Origin of the sequence: Ralstonia pickettii (genome assembly GCF_000607165.1) — a bacterium.
Lineage (GTDB): Bacteria > Pseudomonadota > Gammaproteobacteria > Burkholderiales > Burkholderiaceae > Ralstonia > Ralstonia holmesii.
This window is the reverse complement of record NZ_JFZG01000008.1, coordinates 469146-483085: the sequence shown is the minus strand read 5'-3', so window position 1 is coordinate 483085 and position 13940 is coordinate 469146. Positions and strand designations below refer to the sequence as shown.

The 13940-nt window shown below is 64.5% G+C and carries 9 protein-coding genes and 2 riboswitches; all 9 genes read left to right on the top strand.

The features are described from left to right. The first annotated feature begins 108 nt into the window (after positions 1-108). The 9 genes from BG83_RS0113710 (at position 109) to BG83_RS0113670 (ending at position 13927) form a co-directional block, all read left to right on the top strand. Positions 109-2115 carry an ESPR-type extended signal peptide-containing protein gene (locus tag BG83_RS0113710; protein ID WP_024977265.1) on the top strand — a complete coding sequence of 669 codons (2007 nt, stop codon included), beginning with the start codon at positions 109-111 and terminating at the stop codon, positions 2113-2115. A gap of 183 nt (positions 2116-2298) precedes the next feature. After that, entirely contained in the window at positions 2299-2625 is a 327-nt protein-coding gene (locus tag BG83_RS0113705; RefSeq protein ID WP_024977264.1) for a hypothetical protein, read from the top strand. 400 nt (positions 2626-3025) lie between these two features. After that, positions 3026-3123, top strand: a riboswitch (glycine riboswitch). Between the two features lie 12 nt (positions 3124-3135). Next, positions 3136-3265, top strand: a riboswitch (glycine riboswitch). A 128-nt stretch (positions 3266-3393) separates the two neighbouring features. Next, positions 3394-4521 carry a glycine cleavage system aminomethyltransferase GcvT gene (gene gcvT / locus BG83_RS0113700; RefSeq protein ID WP_024977263.1) on the top strand — a complete coding sequence of 376 codons (1128 nt, stop codon included), beginning with the start codon at positions 3394-3396 and terminating at the stop codon, positions 4519-4521. 47 nt (positions 4522-4568) lie between these two features. Beyond that, entirely contained in the window at positions 4569-4949 is a 381-nt protein-coding gene (gene gcvH / locus BG83_RS0113695) for a glycine cleavage system protein GcvH (RefSeq protein WP_024977262.1), read from the top strand. A 67-nt stretch (positions 4950-5016) separates the two neighbouring features. Then, positions 5017-7956, top strand: coding sequence for an aminomethyl-transferring glycine dehydrogenase (gene gcvP / locus BG83_RS0113690; protein WP_024977261.1), 2940 nt, complete (start codon positions 5017-5019; stop codon positions 7954-7956). A 160-nt stretch (positions 7957-8116) separates the two neighbouring features. Next, on the top strand, positions 8117-9235 hold the full coding sequence (locus tag BG83_RS0113685; RefSeq protein ID WP_024977260.1) for an alginate lyase family protein: 1119 nt from the start codon (positions 8117-8119) through the stop codon (positions 9233-9235). Between the two features lie 96 nt (positions 9236-9331). Next, a complete protein-coding gene (locus BG83_RS0113680) occupies positions 9332-10708 on the top strand; it encodes an L-serine ammonia-lyase (protein ID WP_024977259.1) in 1377 nt (458 codons plus the stop codon). Between the two features lie 634 nt (positions 10709-11342). Continuing rightward, positions 11343-13397, top strand: coding sequence for an OPT family oligopeptide transporter (locus BG83_RS0113675; protein ID WP_024977258.1), 2055 nt, complete (start codon positions 11343-11345; stop codon positions 13395-13397). 14 nt (positions 13398-13411) lie between these two features. Continuing rightward, positions 13412-13927, top strand: coding sequence for a GNAT family N-acetyltransferase (locus tag BG83_RS0113670; protein WP_024977257.1), 516 nt, complete (start codon positions 13412-13414; stop codon positions 13925-13927). The last annotated feature ends 13 nt before the right edge of the window (positions 13928-13940 follow it).

Below are 13940 nucleotides of genomic sequence, written 5' to 3'. Positions count from 1 at the left end.
CACGAAAATCAACAGAACTTGCCCCTTGATTTCTACAGACTCTGCGCCGGCTGATCCGCGGCACGGATCAGTACCGGATTCCGTTTCTTATTTCGCAGGGTAATTGACATGAACAAGGCATATCGCGTCGTTTTCAACAAAGCGATTGGCGTATGGATGGCAGTTTCGGAAATCGCGCGTGGGCGTGGCAAGGGACGTCCTGTTGTGCGGGCTGCGGTTTCTGCGCTGATCGCGGGCACGGTATTGCTTTCTGCGCCTGGGGCGATGGCGCAAACGCTGATCGAGCAGCCGGACGCTGGAGGGCCGATCAATATTGGCAGCGGTGTGACCGGAGGTTCGGTCAATTTCTCTAATTTAGCGGGACAAAACCGTCGCCTGACGGGCGTTCAAAATGGTATCGGTACAACCGATGCCGTGACCGTCAACCAGCTCAACGGTGCGCTTACCGCACTCGGTGGCGATGCTCGCCTCAATAGCGTGACGGGTGCCGTTGTTGCGCCGACCTACACACTGGGTGCGGACAGCACGGGAAGCACGACGTACTCAACCGTGGGCGGCGCGCTCGGCAATCTCGACGATCGTATCAAGGGTAATGCTGCCAGTATCGTCACCAACGCCAACAACATCACCAACCTCACCAACGGCAAGGCCGGCATGGTCCAGCAGGCCGGGGCTGGCGCTGAGATCAGCGTAGCGAAAGACACCGATGGTGATGCTGTGAACTTCGCCGGCAAGGACGTGGACGGCAACGCCATCACGCGCAAGCTGACCAACGTCACCGCTGGTACGGCAGACACCGATGCCGTGAACGTCCAGCAGCTCAAGAACGCCGGCCTGATCGGCAACGACGGCAGCGTCGGCAACGCCGTCATCTATGACGATGCCACCAAATCCAGCGTGACGCTGAACAAGGGTGGCGATGCGGTGCAACTGGGTAACGTCGCCGACGGTAAGGTGGAAGCCGATAGCAAGGATGCCGTCAACGGTGGCCAACTCAATGACGTCAAGTCCGTGGCCGATAACGCGGCCAGCTTGGCCAGCAATTCCGTGCAATACGACGCAGGCGGCACAAGCGTGACGCTCCAGGGCGCAGGCACGGGGCCGGTGCAGGTCAAGAACGTGGCCGAAGGTACGGATGACACCGATGCCGTGAACGTACGCCAGCTCAAGAACACCGGTCTGGTCCGCGACGACGGCAGCATCGCAAACGTAGTCGTGTACGACGATGCCACCAAATCTAGCGTGACGCTGAACAAGGGTGGCGATGCGGTGAAGCTGAGCAACGTAGCAAATGGCGTGGCTGACAACGACGCTGTGAACTTCAGCCAGCTCAACAGTGTTGGCAGCGCCTTGGGCGGCGGTGCCGGGTTCAACAACGGTGTGTGGACGCCCCCGATGTATTCGTTCACGGACAAGACCGTGCATAACAACGTGGGTGATGCGCTCGCGAACCTCGACGGCCGCGTCAACAAGCTGGAGGGTGCCACGAGCGATGGCGGCGGCGCGGAAAATCCTCGGTTTGTCGGTAGCGGCGGCAGCGGTGACCCGGCAACGAAGGAGGAAGCCGCAGCAACCGGCAACTACTCCACAGCATCGGGCGCCAACGCCGTTGCCAGCGGTGCAAATTCCACGGCGACCGGTGCCAATGCCGTCGCGTCGGCAGACAATGCTGTCGCAGTGGGTGCTCACTCGGTGGCCGATCGCGCCAACAGCGTGTCGGTCGGCTCCGTTGGCAACGAGCGCGCCATCACCAACGTTGCAGAAGGCACGCAAGCTACGGACGCCGTTAACAAGGCACAGCTCGATCGCGTGGACAACAAGGTGGCCGATGTGCAACAAGGTCTGGGGAACGTGCAGAACCAAGTCAATCAGATCGACACCAAGGTCAATCGCGTGGGTGCAATGAGTGCCGCCATGTCGACCATGATGGCAAGCGCTGCCGGCCTGCAAACCGATAACCGCATGGCCATCGGCACCGGGGTGTACCGCGGCCAGGCAGCACTCGCGATCGGCTACCAGCGCAAGATCGGCTCGCGCGCCACGGTCACCATCGGCGGCTCCACGGCAGGCGGCAGTGAGTACAACGTTGGGGTCGGCGCTGGCTTCGGCTGGTAAGTCAACCACGTTGAGCGGCTGAAGGTAAGCGCCGGCACCACATTCGTTTGCGCCCCCCGGCCTTCTGCGCCGCGTTACACGGCTTACGTGTGGTTACACGAAGACCGTAAGCGCGTCGGCAACGCGGTTCGTTATAGGCAGGACAGCGGCTGAATCAGTCGGCCGCCCACCGGAGAAACCACCATGAACCGCATCGTCAAAGCCCTGGCCGTTACCGCCGTCGCCCTGTCCGCCACCACCGGCGCCTTCGCCCAGACGCAGTGGCAAAAAGACCACCCGCGCCGCGCCGAGGTCAACCACCGCCTCGCCAACCAGAACAAGCGCATCCACAACGAAGTGAAGGAAGGCGAGATCACCAAGGGCCAAGCGCGCCAGCTGCACCGGGAAGACCATCAGATTCGCCAGGAAGAGCGCGACATGGCGGCTCAGAATGGCGGTGCCATCACCAAGCAGGAGCAGCGCACGCTGAACCAGCAGGAAAACCAGGTCAGCCGCCAGATTGGCAAGTAAGTCACAGCAAGACCAACCAACACCCGCACTCCGGCCACACCCTTGGGGCTTGGCGATCTCGCCAGCGCCCCGAAGCTGTGGCCGTTGTCTTTGGTCTTTGGCCTTTGACGTACCAGCCCTAGATGGCGCCTTGAATTTCTGTTGCAGAGAGGAAAAAGGAAGGGAAACTGTCTGAGCGCAGCGAGTTTTTCCCTTCCCCTCTCTGCGACAGAAATTCAAGGGGAAGTCGCCATCTCGGGCGCGCCTTTCTTTTGCTTACTTTTCTTTGGCAAGACAAAGAAAAGTGAGTCAGCCCCGGCAGGGGATGAAACAAGGGATGGACCAAAAGCATCAAGCCAGCCCTCCTCCAAAAAGCCGCCGCCCCCCAATTGACAATCCCATCCCCCTTCCGTAAATTCCGCTCATCCATCCGGGAGAGCGTGCCCGCCGTACACGGCAAGGCGCCGCCGAAGGGGTAGCACCCGAAAACTCTCAGGCATCCAGGACCGGGCGGATCGGCGGACATGCGTCCGACCGCACTCTGGAGAGCTGGCGCCGCACGAACCACAGCGGGCGCCCACCGAAGGGGCTCACGGACCGGCGCGTACCGCAGTACGCGCTGCTTCGCAATCTCTCAGGTACCAAGGACAGAGGGGCCATCTGCGCAGCTTGATGATCTTCATGGCGTCACCATGAGGAACTAGGCTGCGCGGGTGGCCTTTTTGCTTTTCTGGTCCCCGTTCAATGCGCCGCGCCCGGCCACGGCGGCGTAATCAGCCGAGAGATTCCATGACGCTCCAACACACGCCGCTCAATGCCATCCACCGCTCGCTGGGCGCCCGCATGGTCGACTTTGGCGGCTGGGACATGCCCGTCAACTACGGCTCCCAGATTGAAGAACACCACGCCGTGCGCCAAGACGCCGGCATCTTCGATGTCTCGCACATGTGCGTGGTCGACCTCACCGGCGCGCGCGTTCGCGACTTCCTGCGTGGGCTGCTCGCCAACAACGTCGATAAGCTGCAGACGCCCGGCAAGGCGCTCTACAGCTGCATGCTCAACCCCAAGGGCGGCGTGATCGACGATCTGATCGTCTACTTCTTCCGCGAAGACTGGTTCCGTCTGGTGGTCAACGCCGGCACCGCGCCGACGGACCTGGAGTGGATCGTTGCGCAGAACGCCGCCGCCGGCACCGACGTGACGATCACGCCGCGCCGCTCCGACAACAACGGTGGCGCCGAGCCGCTGGGCATCCTGGCCGTGCAAGGCCCGAATGCGCGCGCCAAGACGTACGCCGCGCTCCCCGGCACGCAGGCCGTGGGCGAAGCGCTCAAGCCGTTCAACGCCGGCTTCGCCACCGTCGAGCACGTCGGCGAGATCATGGTTGCGCGCACCGGCTACACGGGTGAAGACGGTTTCGAACTGATCGTGCCGGCCGCGCAGATCGCCGGTGTGTGGGAGCGCCTGCTGCAAGCAGGCGTACGCCCGGCCGGCCTGGGCGCACGCGACACGCTGCGCCTGGAGGCGGGCATGAACCTCTACGGCCAAGACATGGACGAGCACGTCTCGCCGCTCGACGCCGGCCTCGCGTGGACGGTGGACCTGCAAAGCGAACGCGACTTCACCGGCAAGGCCGCGCTGCAAGCCGGCGGCCAGCGCGAACAGTTCGTCGGCCTGATCCTGCGCGACAAGGGCGGCGTGCTGCGCGCCCATCAGAAGGTCATCACCGCTGCCGGTGACGGCGAGATCACCAGCGGCACGTTCAGCCCGAGCCTGTCGCTCTCCATTGCGCTGGCGCGCCTGCCCAAGGACGTGGCCGTCGGCACCGACGTGCAGGTCGAAATTCGCGACCGCAAGTTGACCGCGACTGTGGTTAAACTGCCGTTCGTGCGCAATGGCAAGGCGCTGGTCAGTTGAACACCGAATCCGCATCCCCCAATACCAATCTTCCGGAGAAACCTTTCATGAGCAACGTCCCCGCCGATCTGAAGTACACCGAACACGACGAGTGGATCCGCGTTGAAGCCGACGGCACGCTGACCATCGGCATCACCGACTACGCGCAGGACGCGCTCGGCGACATCGTCTTCCTGGAGCTGCCGGACGCTGGTCGCGCCGTCGCCAAGGACGAGGCGATTGCCGTGGTCGAATCGGTCAAGGCCGCCTCCGACATCTACGCCCCCGTGTCGGGCGAGATCATCGCCAACAACGCCGACGCCGCAGGCGCGCCCGAGTCGGTCAACGCCGGCGCCTACGACGCATGGCTGTTCAAGATCAAGCCGACCAACGCCGACGATGTGAACGCGCTGATGTCGGCCGAGCAGTACGCCGCCAAGATCGGCTAAGCCGGTCACCGAAGCCGATGTGCCTGACCCGCACATCGGCGCTTTGCCTGAATTTCGAGCCCTTGCCATGAACGCTCCGCACCCCGCTTCCTCGGCGCTTGCTGCCGAACGCCCCACCCTCGCCGCCCTGGAGGCGTGCGACGCCTTCGCGCACCGCCACATCGGCCCGTCGCCGGAAGAGCAAGCGCAGATGCTTGCGGCGCTCGGCTTTGATAGCCGCGCCAAGCTGATCGACGCCGTGATTCCGCCGGCCATCCGCCGCCAGGACGGCATGCCGCTGGGTGAATTCACACAGCCGCTGACCGAAGAGGCGGCGCTGGCCAAGCTGCGCGGCATCGCCGGACAGAACCGCGTGGTCAAGAGCCTGATCGGCCAGGGTTACTACGGCACGCACACGCCGGGCGTCATCCTGCGCAACATCCTCGAGAACCCCGCCTGGTACACGGCCTACACGCCGTACCAGCCAGAAATCTCGCAGGGCCGCCTGGAGGCGATGCTGAACTTCCAGCAGATGGTGATCGACCTGACCGCGATGGACATCGCCAACGCGTCGATGCTGGACGAAGCGACGGCCGCTGCCGAGGCGATGACGCTGCTGCAGCGCATTGGCAAATCGAAGTCGACCGTGTTCTTTGTGGCGGACGACGTGCTCCCGCAAACGCTGGAAGTCGTGCGCACGCGCGCCGAGCCGATCGGCGTGCAGGTGGTGACCGGCCCGGCAGCCGACGCTGCCAAGCACGACGCGTTCGGCGTGCTGCTGCAATACCCGGGCGCCAACGGTGCGCTGCTGGGCGATCTGGCGACGTACCAGGCGCTAACCGATGCCGTGCACGCTGCCGGCGGCTTGGTCGTGGCGGCTGCCGACTTGCTGGCGCTCACGCTGCTGGCTGCGCCGGGCGAATGGGGTGCCGACGTCGTGATCGGCAACACGCAGCGCTTTGGCGTGCCGTTCGGCTTCGGCGGCCCGCACGCCGGCTACATGGCCGTGCGCGATGCGTTCAAGCGCTCGATGCCCGGTCGCCTGGTCGGCGTGACGATCGACGCGCAGGGCAACCCGGCCTACCGCCTGGCTCTGCAGACGCGCGAGCAGCACATCCGCCGCGAGAAGGCCACCTCGAACATCTGTACCGCACAGGTGCTGCTGGGTGTGATGGCATCGATGTATGCCGTCTACCACGGCCCGCAGGGCCTGAAGCGCATCGCCCAACGCGTGCACCGCCTGACCGCCACGCTGGCCGCCGGCCTGCGCGCGATCGGCTACACGCTGGAAGCCGACGCCTTTTTCGACACGCTGACGGTCGCCACCGGCGCACGTACTGCCAACCTGCACATCGCGGCACAGGCGCACGGCATCAACCTGCGCCAGATCGACGACACACGCCTGGGCATCTCGCTGGACGAGACGGTCACGCGCGCCGATGTGGTCGCGCTGTGGGAAGTCTTCGCGCACGCCGCCCACGCTGCCGCGCCGGACTTCGACCAGACCGAAGCAGCAGTTGCGGACGCGTATCCGGCGTCGCTCGTGCGCCAGAGCGCGTACCTGACGCACCCGGTGTTCAACGCACACCACTCCGAGCACGAAATGCTGCGCTACCTGCGCAGCTTGGCCGACAAGGACCTCGCGCTCGACCGCACGATGATTCCGCTGGGCTCGTGCACCATGAAGCTCAACGCCACCGCAGAAATGCTGCCGGTGACGTGGCCCGAGTTCTCGAACATCCACCCGTTCGCGCCGGCAGATCAGACCGTCGGCTACCGCGAGATGATCGACCAGCTCGAGCAGATGCTGTGCGCCGCCACCGGCTACGCCGCCGTTAGCCTGCAGCCGAATGCCGGCTCGCAAGGTGAATACGCTGGCCTGCTGATCATCCATGCCTACCACGCCAGCCGTGGCGAAGCGCACCGTAACGTGTGCCTGATCCCGTCGTCGGCGCATGGCACGAACCCCGCGTCGGCACAGATGGCCGGCATGCAGGTCGTTGTCGTGGCGTGCGATGAGCGCGGCAACGTCGATCTGGCTGACCTGGAGAAGAAGGCTGCCGAGCACAGCAAGAACCTCGCGGCAATCATGATCACCTACCCGTCCACGCACGGCGTGTTCGAGGAAGGCGTCAAGCGCGTGTGCGAGATCGTGCACAGCCACGGCGGCCAGGTGTACGTCGACGGCGCCAACATGAACGCCATGGTCGGCACCGCGGCGCCCGGCCACTTCGGCGGCGACGTCTCGCACCTGAACCTGCACAAGACGTTCTGCATTCCGCACGGCGGCGGCGGCCCGGGCGTGGGTCCGGTGGCCGTGGGCGCGCACCTCGCACCGTTCCTGCCCGGCCGCGCGGCCTCGGGTGAAGACGCCAGCCAGAACATCGGCAACGTGTCGGCTGCAGCGTTCGGCTCGGCGTCGATCCTGCCGATCTCCTGGATGTACATCGCGATGATGGGCGCAGCGGGCCTGACCGCCGCTACCGAGACGGCCATCCTGTCTGCCAACTACGTGGCCAAGCGGCTCGCTCCGTATTACCCAGTGCTGTACACGGGCGCGCACGACCTGGTGGCGCACGAGTGCATTCTCGACATCCGTCCGCTGCAGAAGGAATCGGGCATCAGCAACGAAGACATCGCCAAGCGCCTGATGGACTTCGGCTTCCACGCACCGACGATGAGCTTCCCGGTGCCCGGCACGCTGATGATCGAGCCGACCGAGAGCGAACCGAAGGTGGAACTCGACCGCTTCATCGACGCGATGATCGCCATCCGTGGCGAAGTCGACAAGGTGATCTCGGGCGAATTCGACCGCGAAGACAACCCGCTCAAGCATGCACCGCACACCGCAGCCGTGGTGATGGCCGACGATTGGTCGCACAAGTACACGCGCGAGCAGGCCGCCTACCCGGTAGCATCGTTGCGCAAGCAAAAGTACTGGCCGCCGGTCGGCCGCGCCGACAACGTCTACGGCGACCGCAACCTGTTCTGCGCCTGCGTGCCGATGAGCGAGTACGCGCAGGATTGATGCATTCGACGTGACATGAGGCGGCGGCGGTGCATTGCGCTCCGCCGCCGCGTCACATGTAACGCGGCGCAATCCCTGTAACTCGTGCTCACAACCGCTTTTTTCAGCGCGCCTCGCCGTTTATGGTGACGACAGTTCACCTGATCGACGAGACCCCGCTATGCCGATGCTCCAGCCTTCCTCGCTCCTCCGTCTGCTTGCCTGTGCTGCCGCTGTTGCGGTATGCGGTGCGTGCTCGCCGGTGCAAGCAGGTGCGGCCGTATCGGAATCCGCCGGCGCGCACACCTCGACCGGGTCGGCACGCGAGTGGTGCAGCGTTTCGCCTGCGCTGTCCGGTGAGCCTGCTGCTGGAAAACTGATCGCCCGCGCCACCCAGCATCTCGAGCGGACGCCGCACCCGTTGCCGCGCCTGCATACGGAAGGCACGCTGCCCCATCAGGGCATCTACGACGAATCCGTTACGGCCGCGCGGGACTTTCCGGTCATGCGCGACGCAGCAATGGCCTGGCGCCTCACGGGCGACATGCGGTTCGCCGAGCAGGTCGACACCTTTCTGCACGCGTGGGTTGGAACGTATGTACCGAGCTTCAACCCGATCGACGAGACGAAGTTCGATGCGCTGATCCAGGCCTACATGCTCGCGCGCGACGGCCTGACGCCGGGCACGCACGCAGAGACGCAACGCTTCCTGCACACGCTGGCCGAGGGCTATATCGCCCGCGCCGAGGCTGCGCGCCAGCCGCTGTCCCACACGTGGGTGAACAACTGGCAAAGCCATCGCATCAAGCTGATGGCAATGTCGGCTGCCGCGCTGGGTGACCACGCGTTGCTCGCGCAGGTACATCGCCTGTTCCTGCAACAGCTCGCCAATAACGTGCGCCCGGACGGGTCGGTGGAAGATTTTGAAGACCGCGATGCACTGCACTACGTCGTCTACGACCTCGAGCCGCTGACGATGGCCGCGATTGCCGTGCAGCCTTTCGGCCAGCACTGGCTACATGAGCGCGCAGCCAACGGCGCCACGCTCGCCGCCGCCGTTGATTGGCTCGTGCCGTATGCCGACGGCAGCCGCACGCACGAGGAATACGTCCACTCACACGTTGCTTTCGACAAGAAGCGAGCCGACGCGGGCCTGCCCGGCTTCTCCGGCATGTGGGAGCCGAAAAGCGCCGGCACGCTGTATTGGCAGGCTGCGCGACTGGACCCGAAATACCGCACGCTGGCCGAGCGGCTCGCCGCTACAGCGCCTGATTGGCTGGCGCTATGCGCAGCCCGCTGAACGGCGAAGCGCTGTACTGAGAGCGCGCGCACAACAACCTGGCGCAAGCGGCCACAAGCCGCTTGCACCCTTTAACGCCCCCCCGGAGCCTCACCCATGGCTGTTTCCGTTTTCGACCTCTTCAAGATCGGCATTGGCCCGTCCAGCTCACACACCGTCGGGCCGATGCGCGCCGCGCTCATGTTCGCCTCCGGCCTGGAAGCTGATGGGCTGATGCCACAAGTCGCCAGCGTGCGCGTCGAGCTGTACGGCTCGCTCGGTGCCACCGGCAAAGGCCACGGCACGGACCGCGGCGTCATCCTCGGCCTGATGGGCGAGGCGCCTGACACCATCGACCCCGACACCATCGATGCCAAGCTGGCGGAGTTGCGTGCATCGCAATCGCTGTCGCTGCTGGGCCGTCACGCGATGCGCTTTACCGAGAAGGAACACATCGCCTTCTACCGCCGCGAAGCGATGGCCGAGCATCCGAACGGCATGAAGTTCCACGCCTTCGACGCCGCCGGCGAGCGTCTGCGCGAGGCTCGCTATCTGTCAGTCGGCGGCGGTTTTGTCGTCACGGCTGGCGCACCGAACACGCAGGTGCTGGCAGCGCATGACCAGTTGCCGCATCCGTTCCGCAGCGGCAAGGAACTGTTGGCGATGTGCGAGTCGACGGGCAAATCCATCGCCCGCCTGATGCTCGAAAACGAGCTGACGTGGCGCACCGAGGCCGAAGTGCGTGCCGGTCTGCTCAACATCTGGCACGTGATGCAAGCGTGCGTGGCGCGCGGCTGCCGTACGGAGGGCGAACTGCCGGGCCCGTTCCACGTGAGGCGCCGTGCCGCCGAGTTGTATTCACGGCTCACGGTGCAGGCCGAACGCACGCTGTCCGACCCGCTGTCAGTCATCGATTGGGTGAACCTGTATGCGATTGCCGTGAACGAAGAGAACGCTGCGGGGGGGCGCGTCGTCACGGCACCGACCAACGGCGCAGCGGGCATCATCCCGGCGGTGATGCATTACTACGACCGCTTCGTGCCCGGCGCGAACGACAGCGGTGTGGTGGATTTCCTGCTCACCGCCGGTGCGATCGGCATGCTCTACAAGATGAATGCGTCGATCTCTGGCGCGGAAGTCGGTTGTCAGGGAGAGGTCGGCGTGGCGTGTTCGATGGCAGCGGGCGCGCTCGCTGCGGTGCAGGGCGGCACGCCTGCTCAAGTCGAAAACGCTGCTGAGATTGGCATGGAGCACAACCTGGGGCTGACGTGCGACCCGGTCGGCGGGCTGGTGCAGATTCCGTGCATCGAGCGCAATGCGATGGCGTCTGTGAAGGCGGTGAATGCGGCGCGCATGGCGTTGCGTGGGGATGGCACGCATTATGTTTCGCTCGACTCCGTGATCAAGACGATGCGGGAGACGGGGGCGGATATGAAGACCAAGTACAAGGAGACGGCGCGGGGGGGGTTGGCGGTGAATATTGTGGAGTGCTGATTTTTGGTTTTTGCCTTGGTGGTCCACACCCCTTTCGTTCCCTGCCGGGACCGACTCACTTTTCTTTGTCTTCCAAAGAAAAGTAAGCAAAAGAAAGGCGCGCCCGAGATGGCGACATCCCCTTGAATTTGTGTGACCGTGCGGGGAAGGAGGCAAACTCGCTTCGCTCAAACAGGCCTCCTTCCTTTATCCGCCCGCTCACAAAAATTCAAGGCGCCATCAAGGGCTCAACGTCAAAAGAAAAAGGCCAACCCATCGCGCGGTTGGCCTTGTCGTTTGGGCGAGCGCCCAGAGTGTTTGGTTTTTGTCCTTTGACTTTGTTGCCCTATGCGGCGCCTTGAATTTCTGTTGCAAGGAGGAAAAAGGAAGGGAAACTGTCTGAGCGCAGCGAGTTTTTCCCTTCCCCTCCTTGCGACATAAATTCAAGGAGTCTTTCGCCGCATCGGGCGCGCCTTTCTTTGCTTACTTTCTTTGGCAAGACAAAGAAAGTGAGTCAGCCCCGGCAGGGGATGAAACAAGGGATGCTCCACAAGAGCAAGAAATCTAGAGCACCCCCCAAAAAAAACCCACAAGCCCCCGCCCCCATCCACTCCTATAATCCGCGCCACAAGAACCCTCTTTGGAGAACCGCAGGATGCAATCCCTCCATCCTCCCAAGCACATTTCGGCAGCGACCCTGCCGGAGCTGACGCTGCGCGGCATGATCCTCGGCGCGATCATCACCGTGATCTTCACCGCTTCAAACGTGTACCTGGGCCTGAAAGTCGGCCTGACGTTCTCATCGGCGATTCCCGCAGCGGTGATTTCCATGGCGGTGCTGCGCATGCTCGGCGGCACGAACATCCTTGAGAACAACATGGTGCAGACGCAGGCGTCTGCGGCCGGGACGCTGTCTTCCATCATCTTCATTCTGCCCGGCCTGGTGATGATTGGGCATTGGCAAGGTTTCCCGTTCTGGCAAACGTTTGGGGTCTGCATGGCGGGCGGCATGCTCGGCGTGGTGTTCACGATTCCGCTGCGCCACGCGATGGTGGTGCAGAGCGACCTGCCCTATCCCGAAGGTGTGGCGGCGGCGGAGATCCTGCGCGTGGGCAGCGGCGAATCAGCGGACGGTAAAGACACTGCCGAAGGCAAGGCGGTGCCGGCTGCCACCGGCATGCGCGATCTGGCTGCCGGCGGCATCGTCGCGGCCATCGTGGCGTTTGCAACCAGCGGCCTGCGCCTGCTGGGCGAAGGGGCAAGCTGGTGGTTCGCTGCGGGGGCCGCAGTGGTGCGCTTGCCGCTGGGCTTTTCAACGGCACTGCTGGGCGCGGGCTATCTGATCGGGCTGGTGGCAGGGCTTGCCATGCTGGTGGGCCTGGTGATTGCCTGGGGCATCGCCGTGCCGTATCTGACCTCCATCACGCCAGTGCCGGCGGACAAGGCGCTCTCAGCGTTTGGCACGGATGTGTGGCGCACGCAGGTGCGTTTTATCGGTGCAGGCGTGATTGCGGTGGCGGCCGTGTGGACGCTGGGCACGCTGATCGGCCCGGTGGTGCACGGCGTGAAGCGCTCGTTCGGCAGCCTGCGCCCGAAGGCCGATGGCGCCCAGCGCACCGAGCAGGACATGGCGCCGCGCTGGATTCTGCTGGTCACGCTGGCCATGGTCGTGGTGCTGGTAATCACGTTTGCCGCGTTCCTGGCGCCGACCATGCTATCGGCCGGCTCGCGCTGGACGTTGATCACCTGCGCGGTGATCTTTGCGGTGGTGTTCGGCTTTCTGGTGGCGGCGGCGTGCGGCTACATGGCCGGGCTGATCGGTTCGTCGTCGAGCCCGATTTCGGGCATTGGCATCATCGCCATCACCTTGGTGTCGCTGCTGCTGTTGGCCATCGGGGCGGACAACGGCATCGTGGGTTCGCCGGAAGCAAGCAAGCTGGGCATTGCGCTGGCCATCTTCACAACCTCGGCCGTGGTGGCCGTGGCGACCATCTCCAATGACAACCTGCAGGATCTGAAGACCGGCTGGCTGGTGGGTGCCACGCCGTGGCGCCAGCAGGTGGCGCTGTTGATCGGGTGCGTCGCGGGTGCTGCGGTCATCTCGCCGGTGCTGGAGCTGCTGTACAACGCGTATGGCTTTCCGGGCGCGCTGCCGCGTGCCAGCATGGACGCGGCGCAGGCGCTCTCTGCCCCGCAGGCTACGCTCATGACGGCCATTGCCACCGGCATCTTCACGCACCAGCTGGAATGGAACATGGTGATTGCAGGCATCGTCATCGGCATGCTGCTGATCGCCGTCGACTGGGCGCTCAAGCAGCGTGGCGGCGTCGCCCGGCTGCCGGTGCTGGCGGTAGGCATCGGCATCTACCTGCCACCGACGATCAGCACGGTGCTGGTAACGGGTGCGGTGCTGGCGTGGGTCATCGAGAAGATTCTTGCCAAGCGTGCGCAGGCGGCCGGTGTGCCGTACGCGCGCTATGCCGAGGTGCCGAACCGCCATGGCGTGCTGCTGGCGTCGGGCCTGATCGTCGGTGAAAGCCTGGTGGGCGTGCTGATGGCGGCCGTCATCGGGGCCACGGGCAAGGATGCGCCGCTGGCGATCGTGGGCGGGTCGTTTGAAGGCACAGCGCAATGGCTTGGGCTGATCGTGTTCGCCTTGGTATGCTGGGCCTTCGCGCGCCGCGTTCTGGCGGTGCGTCCGACCCATTGAGCCCATCACGCATCATGCTGCTCCGCGACGCAACGCAGGCCGATCTGCCGGCCATCCTCGCCATCTACAACGACGTGATCGCCACCTCCAACGCGATCTACACCGAAACGCCGGTCACGCTGGAAGACCGCACCGCGTGGCTGGCGTTGCGTGCCACGCAGGGGTATCCGGTGCTGGTGGCCGATGATGGCGGGCAAGTCGCGGGCGTTGCATCGTTTGGGGATTTCCGGCCGTACCCGGGCTTTCGCACCACCGTCGAGCACTCGGTGCATATTCATCGCGACTGGCGCGGCAAGGGCTTGGGCAGCCTGCTGGTCGAAGCGCTGTGCGAGCGTGCCGCTGCCCTGGGCAAACACCTGATGGTGGGCGCCATCGACGGCGCCAATGCAGGGTCGATCCGCCTGCACGAAAAGTTGGGCTTCAAAGAAGTCGGCCGCATGCCGGAGGCTGCCATCAAGCACGGCCAGTGGCTCGACCTCGTCTTCATGCAGCGCTGGCTGGAAGCGCCGGGAACGGTCCGCAACGACTGACCGTTCTTCGAGG

Bases quoted from the DNA above. Each gene is read 5' to 3' on its own strand.
- BG83_RS0113710 (WP_024977265.1), top strand. From the start codon at position 109: ATGAACAAGGCATATCGCGTCGTTTTCAACAAAGCGATTGGCGTATGG.
- BG83_RS0113705 (WP_024977264.1), top strand. From the start codon at position 2,299: ATGAACCGCATCGTCAAAGCCCTGGCCGTTACCGCCGTCGCCCTGTCC.
- gcvT (WP_024977263.1), top strand. From the start codon at position 3,394: ATGACGCTCCAACACACGCCGCTCAATGCCATCCACCGCTCGCTGGGC.
- gcvH (WP_024977262.1), top strand. From the start codon at position 4,569: ATGAGCAACGTCCCCGCCGATCTGAAGTACACCGAACACGACGAGTGG.
- gcvP (WP_024977261.1), top strand. From the start codon at position 5,017: ATGAACGCTCCGCACCCCGCTTCCTCGGCGCTTGCTGCCGAACGCCCC.
- BG83_RS0113685 (WP_024977260.1), top strand. From the start codon at position 8,117: ATGCCGATGCTCCAGCCTTCCTCGCTCCTCCGTCTGCTTGCCTGTGCT.
- BG83_RS0113680 (WP_024977259.1), top strand. From the start codon at position 9,332: ATGGCTGTTTCCGTTTTCGACCTCTTCAAGATCGGCATTGGCCCGTCC.
- BG83_RS0113675 (WP_024977258.1), top strand. From the start codon at position 11,343: ATGCAATCCCTCCATCCTCCCAAGCACATTTCGGCAGCGACCCTGCCG.
- BG83_RS0113670 (WP_024977257.1), top strand. From the start codon at position 13,412: ATGCTGCTCCGCGACGCAACGCAGGCCGATCTGCCGGCCATCCTCGCC.